The organism is Phenylobacterium haematophilum, from assembly GCF_014196295.1.
Lineage (GTDB): Bacteria > Pseudomonadota > Alphaproteobacteria > Caulobacterales > Caulobacteraceae > Phenylobacterium > Phenylobacterium haematophilum.
In genome coordinates, this window is sequence record NZ_JACIDK010000001.1 from 28666 (window position 1) to 42120 (window position 13455).

At 64.6% G+C, this 13455-nt stretch carries 19 protein-coding genes; 8 read left to right on the forward strand and 11 right to left on the reverse strand.

Features of this window, described 5'->3' with window-relative positions; genetic code table 11:
- The first annotated feature begins 391 nt into the window (after positions 1 to 391).
- A complete protein-coding gene (locus tag GGQ61_RS22570; protein ID WP_183769352.1) occupies positions 392 to 1240 on the forward strand; it encodes a universal stress protein in 849 nt (282 codons plus the stop codon).
- Here GGQ61_RS22570 and GGQ61_RS00150 read toward each other — a convergent pair.
- Both GGQ61_RS00150 and GGQ61_RS00155 read right to left on the reverse strand, forming a co-directional pair.
- Positions 1227 to 1736, reverse strand: a complete 510-nt coding sequence (locus tag GGQ61_RS00150) for an NUDIX domain-containing protein (RefSeq protein ID WP_183769353.1) — start codon at positions 1734 to 1736, stop codon at positions 1227 to 1229. The genes GGQ61_RS22570 and GGQ61_RS00150 overlap by 14 nt on opposite strands.
- Positions 1733 to 2692: a 1-phosphofructokinase family hexose kinase gene (locus tag GGQ61_RS00155; protein WP_183769354.1), complete on the reverse strand. Its 960-nt coding sequence runs from the start codon at positions 2690 to 2692 to the stop codon at positions 1733 to 1735. The genes GGQ61_RS00150 and GGQ61_RS00155 overlap by 4 nt, the downstream gene beginning before the upstream one ends.
- A 53-nt stretch (positions 2693 to 2745) precedes the next feature.
- Between GGQ61_RS00155 and GGQ61_RS00160 the strand changes: the two genes are divergently transcribed.
- Positions 2746 to 3249, forward strand: a complete 504-nt coding sequence (locus tag GGQ61_RS00160; protein WP_183769355.1) for a PAS domain-containing protein — start codon at positions 2746 to 2748, stop codon at positions 3247 to 3249.
- Between the two features lie 34 nt (positions 3250 to 3283).
- On the opposite strand, the gene GGQ61_RS00165 is transcribed toward GGQ61_RS00160, so the two are convergent.
- From GGQ61_RS00165 to GGQ61_RS00175, 3 genes are read right to left on the reverse strand one after another with little or no spacing between them, the layout of a single operon-like run.
- Positions 3284 to 3946 carry a BON domain-containing protein gene (locus GGQ61_RS00165; protein ID WP_183769356.1) on the reverse strand — a complete coding sequence of 221 codons (663 nt, stop codon included), beginning with the start codon at positions 3944 to 3946 and terminating at the stop codon, positions 3284 to 3286.
- A gap of 7 nt (positions 3947 to 3953) precedes the next feature.
- Positions 3954 to 4838 carry a universal stress protein gene (locus tag GGQ61_RS00170; protein ID WP_183769357.1) on the reverse strand — a complete coding sequence of 295 codons (885 nt, stop codon included), beginning with the start codon at positions 4836 to 4838 and terminating at the stop codon, positions 3954 to 3956.
- Between the two features lie 16 nt (positions 4839 to 4854).
- Positions 4855 to 5499: a helix-turn-helix domain-containing protein gene (locus GGQ61_RS00175; RefSeq protein WP_246370404.1), complete on the reverse strand. Its 645-nt coding sequence runs from the start codon at positions 5497 to 5499 to the stop codon at positions 4855 to 4857.
- A gap of 193 nt (positions 5500 to 5692) precedes the next feature.
- Here GGQ61_RS00175 and GGQ61_RS00180 point away from each other — a divergent pair, with 193 nt between their 5' ends.
- From GGQ61_RS00180 to GGQ61_RS00195, 4 genes are all read left to right on the forward strand, one after another.
- Positions 5693 to 5998: a hypothetical protein gene (locus GGQ61_RS00180; RefSeq protein ID WP_183769358.1), complete on the forward strand. Its 306-nt coding sequence runs from the start codon at positions 5693 to 5695 to the stop codon at positions 5996 to 5998.
- Positions 5999 to 6084: 86 nt separating this feature from the next.
- Positions 6085 to 7671, forward strand: a complete 1587-nt coding sequence (locus GGQ61_RS00185) for an MBL fold metallo-hydrolase (RefSeq protein ID WP_343056048.1) — start codon at positions 6085 to 6087, stop codon at positions 7669 to 7671.
- 11 nt (positions 7672 to 7682) lie between these two features.
- On the forward strand, positions 7683 to 8021 hold the full coding sequence (locus tag GGQ61_RS00190) for a hypothetical protein (protein WP_183769359.1): 339 nt from the start codon (positions 7683 to 7685) through the stop codon (positions 8019 to 8021).
- Positions 8022 to 8135: 114 nt separating this feature from the next.
- Positions 8136 to 8825: a sensor histidine kinase gene (locus GGQ61_RS00195; protein ID WP_183769360.1), complete on the forward strand. Its 690-nt coding sequence runs from the start codon at positions 8136 to 8138 to the stop codon at positions 8823 to 8825.
- Between the two features lie 80 nt (positions 8826 to 8905).
- Here the strand turns inward: GGQ61_RS00195 and GGQ61_RS00200 are convergent, their stop codons facing one another.
- Genes GGQ61_RS00200 through GGQ61_RS00210 form a run of 3 tightly spaced genes read right to left on the reverse strand, consistent with a single transcriptional unit; the run spans position 8906 to position 10312 of the window.
- On the reverse strand, positions 8906 to 9367 hold the full coding sequence (locus GGQ61_RS00200) for a host attachment protein (protein WP_183769361.1): 462 nt from the start codon (positions 9365 to 9367) through the stop codon (positions 8906 to 8908).
- A gap of 31 nt (positions 9368 to 9398) precedes the next feature.
- Positions 9399 to 9821: a DUF2267 domain-containing protein gene (locus GGQ61_RS00205; protein ID WP_183769362.1), complete on the reverse strand. Its 423-nt coding sequence runs from the start codon at positions 9819 to 9821 to the stop codon at positions 9399 to 9401.
- Between the two features lie 38 nt (positions 9822 to 9859).
- Positions 9860 to 10312, reverse strand: coding sequence for an Hsp20/alpha crystallin family protein (locus tag GGQ61_RS00210; RefSeq protein ID WP_183769363.1), 453 nt, complete (start codon positions 10310 to 10312; stop codon positions 9860 to 9862).
- A 126-nt stretch (positions 10313 to 10438) separates the two neighbouring features.
- Between GGQ61_RS00210 and GGQ61_RS00215 the strand changes: the two genes are divergently transcribed.
- Positions 10439 to 10927, forward strand: a complete 489-nt coding sequence (locus tag GGQ61_RS00215; RefSeq protein WP_183769364.1) for a pyridoxamine 5'-phosphate oxidase family protein — start codon at positions 10439 to 10441, stop codon at positions 10925 to 10927.
- Here the strand turns inward: GGQ61_RS00215 and GGQ61_RS00220 are convergent.
- The 3 genes from GGQ61_RS00220 to GGQ61_RS00230 all read right to left on the reverse strand — a co-directional run bounded on the left by GGQ61_RS00220 (position 10924) and on the right by GGQ61_RS00230 (position 12459).
- Positions 10924 to 11172, reverse strand: a complete 249-nt coding sequence (locus GGQ61_RS00220) for a hypothetical protein (protein ID WP_183769365.1) — start codon at positions 11170 to 11172, stop codon at positions 10924 to 10926. The genes GGQ61_RS00215 and GGQ61_RS00220 overlap by 4 nt on opposite strands.
- Positions 11173 to 11300: 128 nt before the next feature.
- Entirely contained in the window at positions 11301 to 11747 is a 447-nt protein-coding gene (locus GGQ61_RS00225) for a pyridoxamine 5'-phosphate oxidase family protein (RefSeq protein ID WP_183769366.1), read from the reverse strand.
- Between the two features lie 160 nt (positions 11748 to 11907).
- Positions 11908 to 12459 carry a hypothetical protein gene (locus tag GGQ61_RS00230; protein WP_183769367.1) on the reverse strand — a complete coding sequence of 184 codons (552 nt, stop codon included), beginning with the start codon at positions 12457 to 12459 and terminating at the stop codon, positions 11908 to 11910.
- Between the two features lie 153 nt (positions 12460 to 12612).
- On the opposite strand from GGQ61_RS00230, the gene GGQ61_RS00235 reads away from it, so the two are divergent.
- Positions 12613 to 13449 carry a universal stress protein gene (locus tag GGQ61_RS00235; RefSeq protein WP_183769368.1) on the forward strand — a complete coding sequence of 279 codons (837 nt, stop codon included), beginning with the start codon at positions 12613 to 12615 and terminating at the stop codon, positions 13447 to 13449.
- Positions 13450 to 13455 lie beyond the last annotated feature (6 nt).

Genomic DNA, 13455 nt, shown 5'->3' on the forward strand with positions numbered 1-13455 from the left:
TGGGGCGGCACATGGTGGGACAGCCGCCGCACGGCCACAGCCATGGACACGACAGGATGGGTCCGATGACTTGGCAGAACGGCAAGCCGATGACCGCGGCCGAAATCGAGAAGATGCACCGGGAGTGCGCCGCAAGGATGCATAATCCGGCCGCGCCAGCGACGCCCAGGTAGCCCTTCAGCGTCGAGACCTCGCCAGTGTTTCGCGCCTCAAGAACGCGCGGCCGCAGGGTTGCGGCATCTGTTGAGCTAGTCGCGCTCAAACGCAGGCGCACGCCCTCAATTGACCCTGATCAAGGCCCGTCCTCGTGCGACCACCCATTGTCGCCGACAGAGCCGCATGGCTTCGGCTATTGCCGAGATTGGGCGGCATATCGTGAAGGGGCTATGCCGTGGCGTACGATGATCTGTTGGTCTGCTTTAGCAGTTACCCCGATCCAACCCCGCCAGATGTGATCAGCGAGGCGGCGCGCGTGACGGCCGCCCTCGGAGCCTCCGCCTGCGCGGTGGCAGGCCACATTAAGATACCCCTCAAGAGCAATCAGCTGGCTGAGATGCTCATGCACCTCTCCGATGTGGCGCGAGACGAAGAGGCCAAGAGCCTACGCAATGCGCAGTCGGTGATGAAGGGCTTCCAGAGCGCCGCAGAAAGCTTTGGTCTGACGGCGACGACCAAGATCATCCCCGCTGAACTTCACACAATGATAGATCGTCTCGTCCAGATGGCCCGCACGCGCAGCCTGACGATCCTGCCCATCGAGGCGTTCGCGACGGTCCCGGGCGGACTTGCCGAAGCGCTCATCTTCGGTTCCGGTCGACCGGTGGTGCTGTTCGCGCACGGCCAACGCATGCCCGCCCACCCGCGTTTCGAACGGATCGTCGTGGCTTGGGACGGTGGACGGGCCGCCGCGCGCGCGGTCGCCGACGCCATGCCGCTGCTGCGTCGCGCCGAGGAAGTGTCTGTCCTCGCCGTGACCGGCGACAAGCCCTCGGTAGCGAAGGGCGCCCTTGGCGAACTGATCCGACATCTTGCGGCCTGCGGCGTTGCTGCGGTGCCTCAAGAGGTCATGAAGACCAATCCCGACATCGGCCGCGTGATCAACGACAATGCCGTGGCGACCGGCGCTGACCTTTTGGTCATGGGAGCTTTCGGCCACTCCCGGGTCCGGGAATTCGTGCTGGGCGGCGCTACCCAGAGCCTCCTCGTCGAACCGAGCGTTCCCCTCTTCATGTCCCACTGACCGGTCGGCCGGGCCCGACGCCTAGGTGTCTCAACGCCTCATCCAGGACTGGCAGCAGACTTTTGTGGATCCGCGCCAGCGCGAGCTCGGCGTCGCAATACTCGTAGGCGTCGATCTCAGGCAGCGAGCGCGGCGCTCCCCGGCGATCCATGAGCTCAAAGGTATTGCTGCGAGCCTTGCTCAAATCGAGATCGGCCTCGGTCATCCAGCAGAACGTCAGGCCGCCGCCTGAGCGCCTGACCGGCGAGAGCGGGAGGAAGGGGCCATCGACTTCTAGGCCGGTCTCCTCCCCGAACTCGCGTCTGGCGGCCGCCAACGGCTGTTCCCATTGCCTGATACGGCCCTTTGGAAACGACCAGGCGCGGAGCTCTTTCCCGCGCCAGAATGGCCCGCCGGGATGCACCAAGAGGACTTGGGGGCCGTCAAGGCGCCGGCGATATACGAGCAGGCCGGCGCTCCCGGCATTGGCGCCGCTGCTCGCCTTTCCTGCGCTCACCTCGTCGGTCCCGGAAGCTCCGCGTCCATGATCTCCACCTCGCTCACAAGACGGTGGACGTCCTTGGGATGGCAAAGTTCCGTGCCGGAAGCGCGCACCGCGGCGGCTCCGCCGGCGATGCCGAAGCGGAAAGCCTCCAGGTCCGATCGGCCGGTGGCCATGGCCCATACCATCGCGCCAAGGAAGCTGTCGCCAGCGCCGACCGAGCTCACCGGATGGACGGGCAGCGCCGCAGCTCGCCAAGCGCCGTTTCCGGTCACGAGCATGGCCCCGTCTGCGCCGAGCGTGACGGCGACAGCCGCGACGCGGCGATGCTCTATGAGCCTGCGGCACGTGGCGATCAGCGCGCGCTCGCTGTCGAGCGCCTCGCCGGAGATTTCACGTAGTTCCCGCAGATTGGGTTTGATGAGATCGACCTTCGTTGCGAGCGCCTCGCGCAAGGGGACGCCAGAGGTGTCGAGAACGAAGCGCGCGCCGTGATTGGCGGCCACCTCCGCGAGGCGCGCGTAGAAATCGTCAGGCACGCCGGGGGGCAGGCTGCCGCTGGCGCAAACGATGTCGGGGCGCTCGCCCAAATTCGCCACGGCGCTGAGGCATTCCATCCACTCGGGCCCTCGAAGGCGCGGGCCGGGAAGGACGAACCGATACTGTTCGCCGGAGCCCTCATCTAACACCGTGAAGTCTTCCCGTGTCTCGTCGGTGATCGCGATCGGATGCGTGCGGACGAGTTCGCCCGCCATCAAATGATTGAGCAGTTGTCCGACAAGGCCTCCGGCGGGATAGACGGCGAGCGTTGGGAGGCCGAAGCGGTGAATGACCCGGGCCACGTTGACGCCGCCGCCGCCAGGATCACGGCGGGACGACCGGCAACGCAGTTTGTGGATGGGTTCGACCCGGGCGGTCGAGGCGCTGAGGTCGACGGCGGGATTCATGGTCAGCGTGACGACGAACGGCATCGGCAGGTCCTCAATTGGCCCGGCCAGCCTCGATCATCGGGGCGCAGGAGGGCTTGATCGAGATCAAGGTCGGGCAGCGCCGCTCGCGCAAAGTACGCCGACCCAAGCCGATGGCGGTTCAAGCTCCGATGAAGACCCATTCCCCCTTTGCTGTCCCGTCCGACCTTACGCCCGATCTGGCGCGCGTGCTGGCCTATTGGCGGGGCCTGCTGCGCGGCAGCGCCGAAATGCCGTTTGCCGATGATGTAAATCTCGCCGATCTGCCGGATCTGGCGGGTCGTCTCTTTCTGGTCGGCGTCTTCGCCCGTCCGGAGCGATTTCGTTTCGATCTCATCGGCGACGACCTCAAGTGCGACGGCTGGATGGGCCTGTTTCTCGACGAGGCGTCCCCGGTCACGCCGTTCGAATTCCTGAGCGCGCAGTGCGCCGCCGCACGCGAAGGCGCCGCCCCGACATACTACGAGCGTGGCGATCCTCATGGGTATGGACGGCTCTTGCTGCCGCTCTGGGCGGATGGTCGCATTTCGATGTTGCTGGGGGCCGTCCAATTCGCCTGACCGGCGTTGGAACACCGGCCAGGCGGCCTCCGCTTCAGGCGCCGATCTCGATGTTGTTCTCGACTTCGGTGACCCCGGTGGTCGACCATGCCGCCTGCTCGGCCATGTGTTGCTCGTGCCAGGTATGTGCCGTGCCGCTTAGAATGACCTTCGAGCCGTCGACCTTGATGTGAATGCGCGATCGCTCGACCTCTGCGTTTCGGTGCAGAGCGCGGGCTATGACCTTGCCCACATCTTCGGCCGCCATTTTTGGATCGAGGCGCAGTTCGTTGTTCACGCCCTTGACGCCCGCGAGCTGGCCGACGAGCCTTTCGGCCGTCTGGCGCTCATGTTGCCAGTCGACCTGGCCCCTGAGAGTGATGGTCCCCTCGCTGACGGTCACCTTCACATTTCGCAATCTGGGCGCGGCGTGCCACGCCAGGGCTTCGGAGGCTCGTTTGGCGATCGCCTCATCGGATTGCGTCTCCGCCTCCGGCACCCGTACGTCCAGTTCAAGCACCACGGCCCGCACGCCTCTGACCCGCTGGGCTCGCGCTTCCGCCAGCCTTTTGTGATCGAGTGATGGGACGTGGCCGCTGAGGGTCACCACGCCCGAATGGGCGGCGACGCCGATCGACGCGGCGTCGACGCCGGGTTCGTGTTCCAATTCCTCTTCGACGGCCCCGCGAAGGTCTTGATCGGTAATGGAAGCAGTCATTTTGCACCTATCGAGATTGCATTCCGCGAGGATGCGGCAGTCGACCAGGGCGGCGTGTGATCTGAGTCAATCGGCGGCCCCGCTCGGATTGATCGCGCTCAATGCCCGGCGCCGCGTCGCGCTCAAAGGCCCACTCGCCCAGGCGGGTGTGACCGTAGCCGCCCGCCACGATGATTTCCGCCCCCAGTTGGGAAGCGCGCGTCAATATCGCTTCTCCGGTACCGCTTGGCGGGCTTAGGACTTCCGTCCGCGCGGTGACATTGTGGCGGGCCAACGCGCGCGCGACGTCTTCAGTCCTGGCCGTCGCCGGTCCGGGATCGGTCTCGGATGAGCACTCCAAGATCAGAACGTCGCGGGCCCGCTGTATAAGCGGAAGCGCGTCCGCGAGCGCGCGACGCGCCTCACGTGTATCCTTCCAGGCCACGATGACCGGCGCGTTGCCAAGATGGCTGCCGCTGGACGGGCAGACCAAGACCGGGCGTCCAGCTTTAATCACCAGGGGGCCGACGTCGACTTCGGTGTAAGGGTCTGGGCGGCTGGAGCCGGGACGGCGAACAACAATCAGGTCCGCCCCGCGCGCGGCTGCGGTCAGGGCGAAGTTCGGCTCAGCCCAACCTGTTCGCCAGACCCTTGGGCGATCGCCCGTCGCCGCTTCGAACACCTGGCGGGCCGCCTCCATCGCCGTGTCGTGCTGTTCGCGCAGGATGGAAAGCCACTGACTGTCGACCGCGGCGTAGGCGCCGCCCGATCGGAGGGCGAAGGGCGGGGCGACCGCGGATCCAAGGCCGATGACGGTCGCTTCAAATTCGTCGGCCAAGTTGGCTGCGCAGCGCACGTGCTCGGCGAGGTCGTTTTGCGGCGGCACGTGACACAGAAGGCTCTTGAAAGTCATGGAACCTTCTCTTCGGCTAGGCGGCCACCAGACGCGAAAGCCCTGCTGGTCGAACGACCTGGAAGTTCCTGTAGCCGGCGAACCTTACGAGTCCGTCGGACTGAAGCTGGGTGAGGGTTCGAGAGACTGTTTCGATGGTCAGACCAAGGTAGTCGGCGATATCCTGTCGGCTCATCGCCAGCGGCGTAAGGTCAGATCTCGCCCGCTTGGCGGCGCTCATCAGGAAGCTTGCGACCTTTTCGCAGGCGCCCCTGCGGCCCAGAACAAAAAGATGCTCCTGAGTGCGGGCGAGTTCCTGCGTGGTGGCCTTCCAGATCAAGTCTTCCAACCTTTCGCGCTGGTCGCCGCAGTGGCGGACCGCCGAACGCTTGGCCGCCAATATGGTGCAATCACCCAAGGCGTCGGCCGAAAAGCTGTGCTTGTCCCCGGGTTCCATCCCGAACAACTCGCCGGGATAATAGAAGTCGCCGATCTGCCTTCGGCCATCGCTTAGCAGGCGGCTCGTTCGGACGGCGCCTTCCAGCACCTGATAGATCAGGTCGGCGTCTTCTTCCTGAGCGTAAATCTCTTCCTCGGCGGCGAAATGCATGCGCACGCCGATGGGGCCGAAGGCATCCATGCATCGCGAAGAAGGAAGCTCATTGAACGCCTGCTCGGACATCGTCGGTCTCCCTGTCGATATGCAGATCGTTAGGGGTGGTGAGCGAACGGCGATATTCGTGATCGGTGCTTAAGGATCGTCGCTTAAGTAGATTTACGGAGGCTAGCGGCGCGGCCGCGATCGGCGGCCCGTTTGATCGAGGTCAAGACCGTGACGTCCCCATCGTGGCGTTCTGCTGCGATAGGAGCAGACGATGACCAGAACCAAGTCTCAACAGCTCGCGCACGCTGCAGAAGGCATTCTGCAGGACGCTGGGCAGGACCTTCGAGCCGCCGCAGGGCGCTTCGTGGAAGAAGCCGGCGAAGCCGCCTCGGCTGGCGCCGTCGGCCTTGCTCATGCCGCCGAAGAGTTCGTCGAGGATGCAGCCGCGCGCTCTCGCGATCTCAAGGCCAAGGTCCGAAAGGAAGCTGCTCGTCGGCCCGGGGTTGTCGCTGTGTTGGCTGGCGTGGCCATAGCGCTTGTGGGCCTGGGCTTGCTGCGCCGGACTGGTCGCGTCTAGGGGCCAACAATGGGGGAAGTTTCGTGAACAAGGACACGCCAGGATCTCAAGGGATCAAGCTGACGTTCCACGGAGCGGCCGGGTGCGTGACCGGCTTCTGCGCGCTTATTGAAACGGGCGCCGACAGATTGCTCGTCGATTGCGGGATGTTTCAAGGATCCAAGACCCTGAAGGCCCTCAACTACGACGCATTTCCATTCGACGCCGCGAGGATCGACGCGGTTCTGCTGACCCATGCGCATATTGATCATTCGGGGCTGCTTCCCAAGCTGATGAAGGCCGGCTTCGAGGGGCCCATCTATGCGACGGCGGGCACCCGCGACCTCTGCGCAGTGATGTTGCCGGACGCCGGGGGCATCCAGGAGAGCGAGGTGCGGCATCTCAATCGCCGCAACCAGCGACGCGGCCGGCCGCCGGTCGAGCCGATCTATACCGAGCGCGACGCGGTGAGGACGCTCGAACTCTTTGAGCGAGTGAAGCTGGGCGAGGAGACCCCGATCATGCCCGGGGTCAGCGCGACCTACTGGGAGGCGGGGCATATACTGGGTTCGGCCTCCATCGAACTGAAGGTCGAGACCGCCGAAGGGCCGGTGTCGATGCTGTTTTCTGGAGACCTCGGGCCGGGGGGACGTGACTATTCCCCAGACCCGGAAGGCCCGACCGGCGTGGATCATCTGATCGTGGAGTCCACCTACGGAGACCGCCGCCGGCCGATGATCGATCCTGCCGAACGGCGTCGCATCCTGGCCGAAGAACTGGCCGCGGCTCATGCCGCCGGCGGGCCTCTGCTGATCCCGGCGTTCGCCGTCGAGCGCTCGCAGGAGCTCCTCGCCGACATCCTGACGATCATGAAGGATGGCCAAGCGCCCGAGGCCGACATCTTCTTGGACTCGCCGTTGGCGATCGAAGCGACGGAGGTGTTTCGTCACCGCGGGTGGAACAGGTCGACCGGGGTCAATCCATTCGAAGGCCTCTACGCCCGCGACAGGCTCAAGTTCCTTCGCGCGCCTGGCGAGAGCGACCGCCTCGATCGGCTAGCGGGCTGGCACATCATCCTCGCCGCGAGCGGCATGTGCGACGCGGGGCGGGTGCGCAAGCATCTTAAGCGTCTCCTGTGGCGCAAGCAGGCGACCGTGCTGCTTGCGGGATATCAGGCCGTCGGCACCCTCGGGAGATTTCTCCAGGAAGGCGCCGCGCGCGTGCGGATCGAGGGAGAGGATGTTCGGGTCCAGGCCCGGATCCGGTCGCTAGACATATATTCGGCGCACGCCGACGCCGATGGCCTGGTCGGCTGGGTGAAAGCCCGCGGCCCTGTGAAGGGCACGACCTTTCTAGCCCATGGCGAGCCCGACGCCCTGCAGGGCCTGAACTCGCGTTTGGCGGCGGCCGGCCTTGATCCGCAGTCTCTTGTCATCCCCGATCTGGATGAAAGTTTCGTCTTGCGGGGAGAGTCTGCGAGCAGCGAGGCAGGGCAGCAGCCGCGCTTGCCGGCGGCGGCCGTCGCCGCGCTGGATTGGCACAATGAACGCGCAGCGCTGCTTCTGCAGTTCGACGCCATGCTGGAAGGCGCGCGTTCCGACGCGGCAAGGGCTGCGCTGATCGAGCATATGCGCTCGGCGCTTGGTGAAATGCAGACCGGAGGCGGGCGCGGCGCCTCGCTCCCGACCAAGTAACGGGGGCGGCTGTGTCGCAAATTCACAAGGTGCTGTTCCTGATCGCCTCCAAGGGGCGATGGCGGCTGGTGCTGCCGGCGTCAGATGGCCGGTACGCGACGTGCGCGCGAGCGGGGCCGGAGACGGCGGCCGAGCAGCTGGCGCGGCAGGCCCGCCACATCGTGGCCGAGCACCACCTGGAAGGGCTCGTCGTCGTCGCGCCTGGAGATGAACTTGACACCCTGCGGGACGGGCTTGAACCCCTTCTGGTTGTCGTCGGAGCCCTTGCTGAAGATATCTACGACCTATCGGACGCCGAGCTCGGGCGCGTTCTGGACAAGGCGCTTCACGCCCCCTGGCCGGAGCGATGAGCACAGAGGCCGGGCCAGGCGGGTGACTTGACCGAAGTCAAAACCCGACGCGCCGCGGGATCTATTCTCAGGGGCGGAGGTGATTGAACCCTTCGGCTCACCGACGAGTTGGCGATGACGGAACAACCAACCTCGTGCGACGATTGCAGGCTGTGGCGAGAAGCTGATCATCGCATCGCCAATCACTTGGCCATGCTGGCTGCCTTCGTGCGGCTGAAGGAGATAGAGGTCGACCGCGAAAGCGTCACCCCCGAAGCCGTGCACCTGCTGCTGGAGACCATCAGGACGCAGACCGATGCGGTGGCCAGCCTGCACCGCATGCTGAGCGCTCAGGGGGCCAACGCCACCGCAGACCTTGCCCACCACTTGCAGGCGACCTGCACGCCGCTCGCCGCCCTGCTGGCCGGCCGTGTGGAGATTGGGGTCGAATGCGCAGCTGATTGTCGTGTGACGCCCGACAAGGTGCTTCCCGTCACCCAGATCGTGTCCGAGGCCGTCACGAACGCCGTCAAGTATGCCTATAGGGACGGCGGCGCAGGACGAATACAGGTGCTCGGCCGCCAGGACGGGGCGTCGATGGTCGTCGAGATCGCTGATGAAGGCCCAGGCTTGAGGGACGGGCTGGATCCGCGCTCCGGCGGTGGGCTCGGCTTGAGATTGATGCGTGCGCTCAGCAAGCAGCTTGGGGGCGAACTGGAGTTCATTTCGAAGCGGTCGGGGCTGGTCGTGCGATTGACGTTCCCGGCAGGCCCAACGAGAGGCGGTGGTCAATCGCCAGACCATTCAGTGACAGCCGGGGTATGAGGAGGCCGCCTCGCGACGGCCTCCTAGCGCCGCGCACGCGGCTCAGCGGCTCTATCTGGCGAGGCGCCCGGACCGACGCGCTAGCGCGGAGATAGTCTGGCGGCGGGGACGTCGCCGATCCATTGGTCAAGACGCTCGATCGGTGTTTTGGTGAGATCCTTACCAAGCGTTCCAGCGAGCGAGGCCTTGTCGCGAAGGCGCGCCTCAAGCGGGCCGATCAGGCGCGCTGGCGCGGCGATGAAGATTCCAGAGAAATTTTCGCGACGGCACGTCGCGGCGGCTCGTTCGGCGACGCGATCAAGAAAGGACTCCTTGGCCGCGCGAACCGTGTCCTCGCGCCCGATCGCGGAGCGTCGAGGCGTCGCGCTGGATTGCGTCCGGGCAAGCGTGCGCGAGCGGACCTTTTCGCGCACGCTGTCCAGATCCCTGAGGCCCTTGAGTTCGTCGATCGTCTCGAAGTGGCCAGTCGTGTCCGATTTTCTGACAAAGCGTGCGCGTCCACCATCGGTGAGGACGAACAGCAGCTGCGCAGAGGTTTTCATCTGCAATTCTCCATGCCGTCGAGAGTCGGGATCACGGGCTCAAGACCGAGCTGAATTCCTTTGGAAGCATTCGGGTCAATTTGCGGACTTCACCCGGGTCCAATTGTTCTCGCAGGACTTCGAAAACCGTCGCCACGACGTCCTGTGCAGGTCGGGGAAAGTCGTTCGGAAGCCGCTCTCCCACATGTCGTGCAAAGTCCGCGAGGCCGTGAATGTCGAATGCGGATTGCGGCTTCCATCCCTCCAGGAAGAGGCCGCGCATGAGCATCGGCAGCTGGGCCGACAATCCCAGCACGGCATCCTGGGGAAGCTTGTCGCGCAGCACTTGCAGCACCGTGCGCAACGCTTGATAGGCGTCCTGCTTACCGCATGGGGGCAGACGCGCTTCTATCTGGTTCAGCCAAGCGTTGGTTTCCTGAACGGTGGTGTCGAACACAGCAAGTCCGGTGGTCATCGGCGGTTCTCCCCGGCCAGACCGATAGGAAATTTCCCCTAGGCGGACGGCCGAATCTCGATTGTCCGCGGCTTAGCCTGGTCGTTCCTGGGCGCTTTCAGGGTCAGGACGCCGTCACGCATAGAGGCCTCGATCTTGTCCGCCGCGACGCTGCTGGGCAGTGCGATGCTGCGAGCGAACGCGCCGTAGCTGCGCTCGCTTACGCGATAGTCGGCCTGGTGGGTCTCGCTCTGGGTCTTCTTCTCGCCGCTGATCGTAAGAACGTCGTCCTCGACTGCGATCTTCACGTCATTGCGGTCGATCCCTGGCAGCTCGACCGTGATCTCCAGGCCCTGATCGGTGTCTCGGACATCCATCCGTGGAGTGTCTCCCCAACCTTCGCCGAGCCGGTCGAACAGGCGATCGAACTCGCGTTGGATAGGCGCAAGGACGCTGATCGCAGATCGATGGCTCCCGGCGGGCGCGGTCTTGGCAGGCGTTTGGGCGGTCATTTTCAGCTCCCTGGCTTCGGGCTAGTTGATGAAAACCATTTGACCACCGCCCCCGCCGCGCAGAGTTGACGCGGATCAATCTCGGAACGCTCCGCGCTGGATAGCCTGCTCTCGAAGGAGCGAGCGATGAGCGACAGGTTGACGGCCGAAGTGCTGGATCTGCTTGAGGCGTGCAGCGACATGACGCTCGCGAGTCTGGTGCCTGACGGCTCCCCGCACGCTGTGGTGGTCAGCTACGCATCGAGCGGCCTTTCGATCTACTTCGGCTGCGACCCATCCTCGCAAAAGGCAGGAAACGTCGCGCACGATCCGCGGGTCGCAATCACCATCACCGCGCCCTACTCGGATTGGTCTCAGATTCGCGGCTTGGCCACTTCCGGACGCGCAACGCGACTCGATGGCGAATCCGCCCAGGTAGCCGCTGAGTGCTTCATGAAGAAGTTCGACGAGATTGCGCAGTACATAACGGCCGGCGCCGACATCGCCTTATTCCACGTCACGATCGAGCGCGTCACCCTCTTGGACTATCGGCGCGGATTTGGGCATGCAGCCTACGGCCGGGTTTCATCTCACCGGGAAAGTCAAATCGCCTGGGACGCACCCCAATCGGCCTAGCGGGCCCCGCGGCGGGCGTTCAGGCCGTTCCAAACCAACGCGAACAGGGCGCGCGCGACAAAGCCGAGCAGGACTGTCACCCCGACAAGGGCGCCGGCGGTGGGCCAATCGAAGGCCGTGACCCGGAGCGGCAGGTCGATGAAGTGCAGTTTCAAGATGTAGTCCAAAAATCCCTGGCCCATGCCGAGCAGGACCAGAAGTACCCAAAGGGCGTGCCAGCCTCCCACCGCGGCTCCGACAGCCACTCCTGTCTTCGTGATGCTGAGAAACGACGTGACGAAGCTCCTTTATCATTCATCTTCGTCATGGCGCGCACTGAGCAGCCTTGATCGCGATCAACCCGTCGGGCGTGGGAACGAGGCCGGCGTAAGCCTCAAGACGCTATGGGTTCCAGGCGCCAGTCCTCGACCACACGCATCAATCGCTGCGCGCCTGGGGGCGTCGCGTAGTCGACTAAGGAAATGATTTCCGGCCTGGCTTCCATGATCGCGACAAGCGGCGAGCTTGGGTGAGGCGTAAAGGCTGCGGACTTGGATCGCGCCTGCGTGGCGCGATTCAGCTGCTTGATACGTTCGTCGTCCCGAACTTCCATCGCGCGCGCGGCGATCGAGAGACCACGGGCGTTTTGATTGCCGCCCAAAGCGATGGACACGCGATGGTCGCGGTCGATGTTCGCAAACTTCTGACTGTCGCGCGAGATCACAAAGTACAGCGCGTGACCCAGTCGGAGATAGTTGACCATCGTCACGTGCGGCCAGCCGTCGCTCCGGACTGTCCCAATCGACATCACGCGATTTTCGTCCAGGATCTCCAGGCACACGGCGCGAGGGTCAAGTCCCCCGACTGTTTCCGGCGCGACGGGTGTAGTGTGTGTTGAAGGCGCCATCCCAAGTCTCGCTACGGAGGATTAAACGGGAACGTCCTTTCAACCGCCAACGAAGCCCATTGGTTCTTGCAATGCGCGTCGCGGCGGTCGTCGGTCAGCCTTTGGAGGGCGGAGGCGGGCGCAACGCCGCTTCTGCTGCATCAAGCGCCTTCTTGGCTTCGGCGGCGGCTTGCTTTGCTTGCACTCGAGCGGCCTCCAACGCGGCCTTCGCAGCCGTCTTGTCGTTTGCGATCACGGTGTTGAGGGCGTCGGTCGCCTGCTTGGCCGCGGCCTTCGCCGATAGCGACGACTGCTCAAACGCCTTGCGGTTCTCAGATGAGGCCTCCTGGAAGGCCGCACGGCCCTCCTTGGCGGCCGTCTCCGCAGCAGCGGCGGCCTTCTGCGCGGCGTCGCGCGAAGCCATCGCCGCTTCCTTGCTCATCTGTTGAGCCGCCTTTTCAGCCTTGTCGACCGCCGCGTTCGCGGCGTTCAACGAAGCTTGTGCGCTATCGCGGGCCCGCTGCAGAGCAGCCTGGGCCTTCGCATCCAAGCTATTGATCTCGGCCTGCGCGCCAGCTGCGGGTTTTGGGGCGTCGGCGAGGGCGTGGCCAACCAAACAGAACGGCAGCGCTGCCACGACGAGGGTCAAGCGAAGCGACATGATCATCTCCTCAGGGTGTGAGGCCGGAGGATGACTAAGGGCGCCAGACTTGCTTTGCGCGCGATCAATTGATGACCTGCGTGAACGGCCGAACTGGCGGTTGACCTGCGTCAAACCTGAGTCTCGGCGGCGCGCTATGCTGTCTCCATGGAGGCGCATATGGATTACCGCGATATCCTCGTCCTGATGGATTCCACGCCGGCCGGGCGCTACCGCGCCAAATTTGGAGCCGACCTTGCCCAACGTTGGAAAGCCCATCTGACGGGCGTCTTTCTCACCTGCGAGTTCATACTGCAGTTCGGCTCTGGCGAATCTCTCTTCGGTCTTCCCGCCAGCGACATCGACGGGATCTTGAAAGACCACGCCAAAGGCGTCGAGGAGGCCAGCCAGATCGCCAGGCAAATGTTGAAAGACGCCGCTTCAGCGGCGGGCGTCGAAAGCGACTTCATGAAGGTCAGCGGCGACTATCCCGATGCGTTTATCGCCTGCGTCCGCAGGGCCGATCTGGTGATCATGCCGAGCATCATGCCGGTCCACATGGGGCAGAAGAAGATAGCAGCCGCGCATGTGGCGATGGCGAGCGGCGGACCAGTGCTGGTGACCCCCGCTGACGACTACGCCCCGCCAGCGGGCAAACGCGTGCTGATCGCCTGGAACGGATCGCGCGAAGCCGCACGCGCGCTTCGTGACGGCTGGCCGTTCATCCAAGGCGCTGACGAGGTTCATGTTCTGGTGGTCTCTCCTTCAGGCGAAGGGGGGCCTGACGGCATGCTGCAGCGTTTGCTGGAGCGACACGGCGTGCGCCCGAACCTCATCATCGACAACAGCAAGGACGAGCACGCGGCGGACGTCATCGAACGACAGATGGCCGAGCTCGATATCGACCTCCTGATCGCCGGCCTCTACGGCCATCCGAGGTTGCAAGAGATGGTGCTGGGAGGCGTCAGCCGCCAGCTCCTGCACGACGTACCGACGCCGCTGCTTCTGTCGCACTAGTGGTCC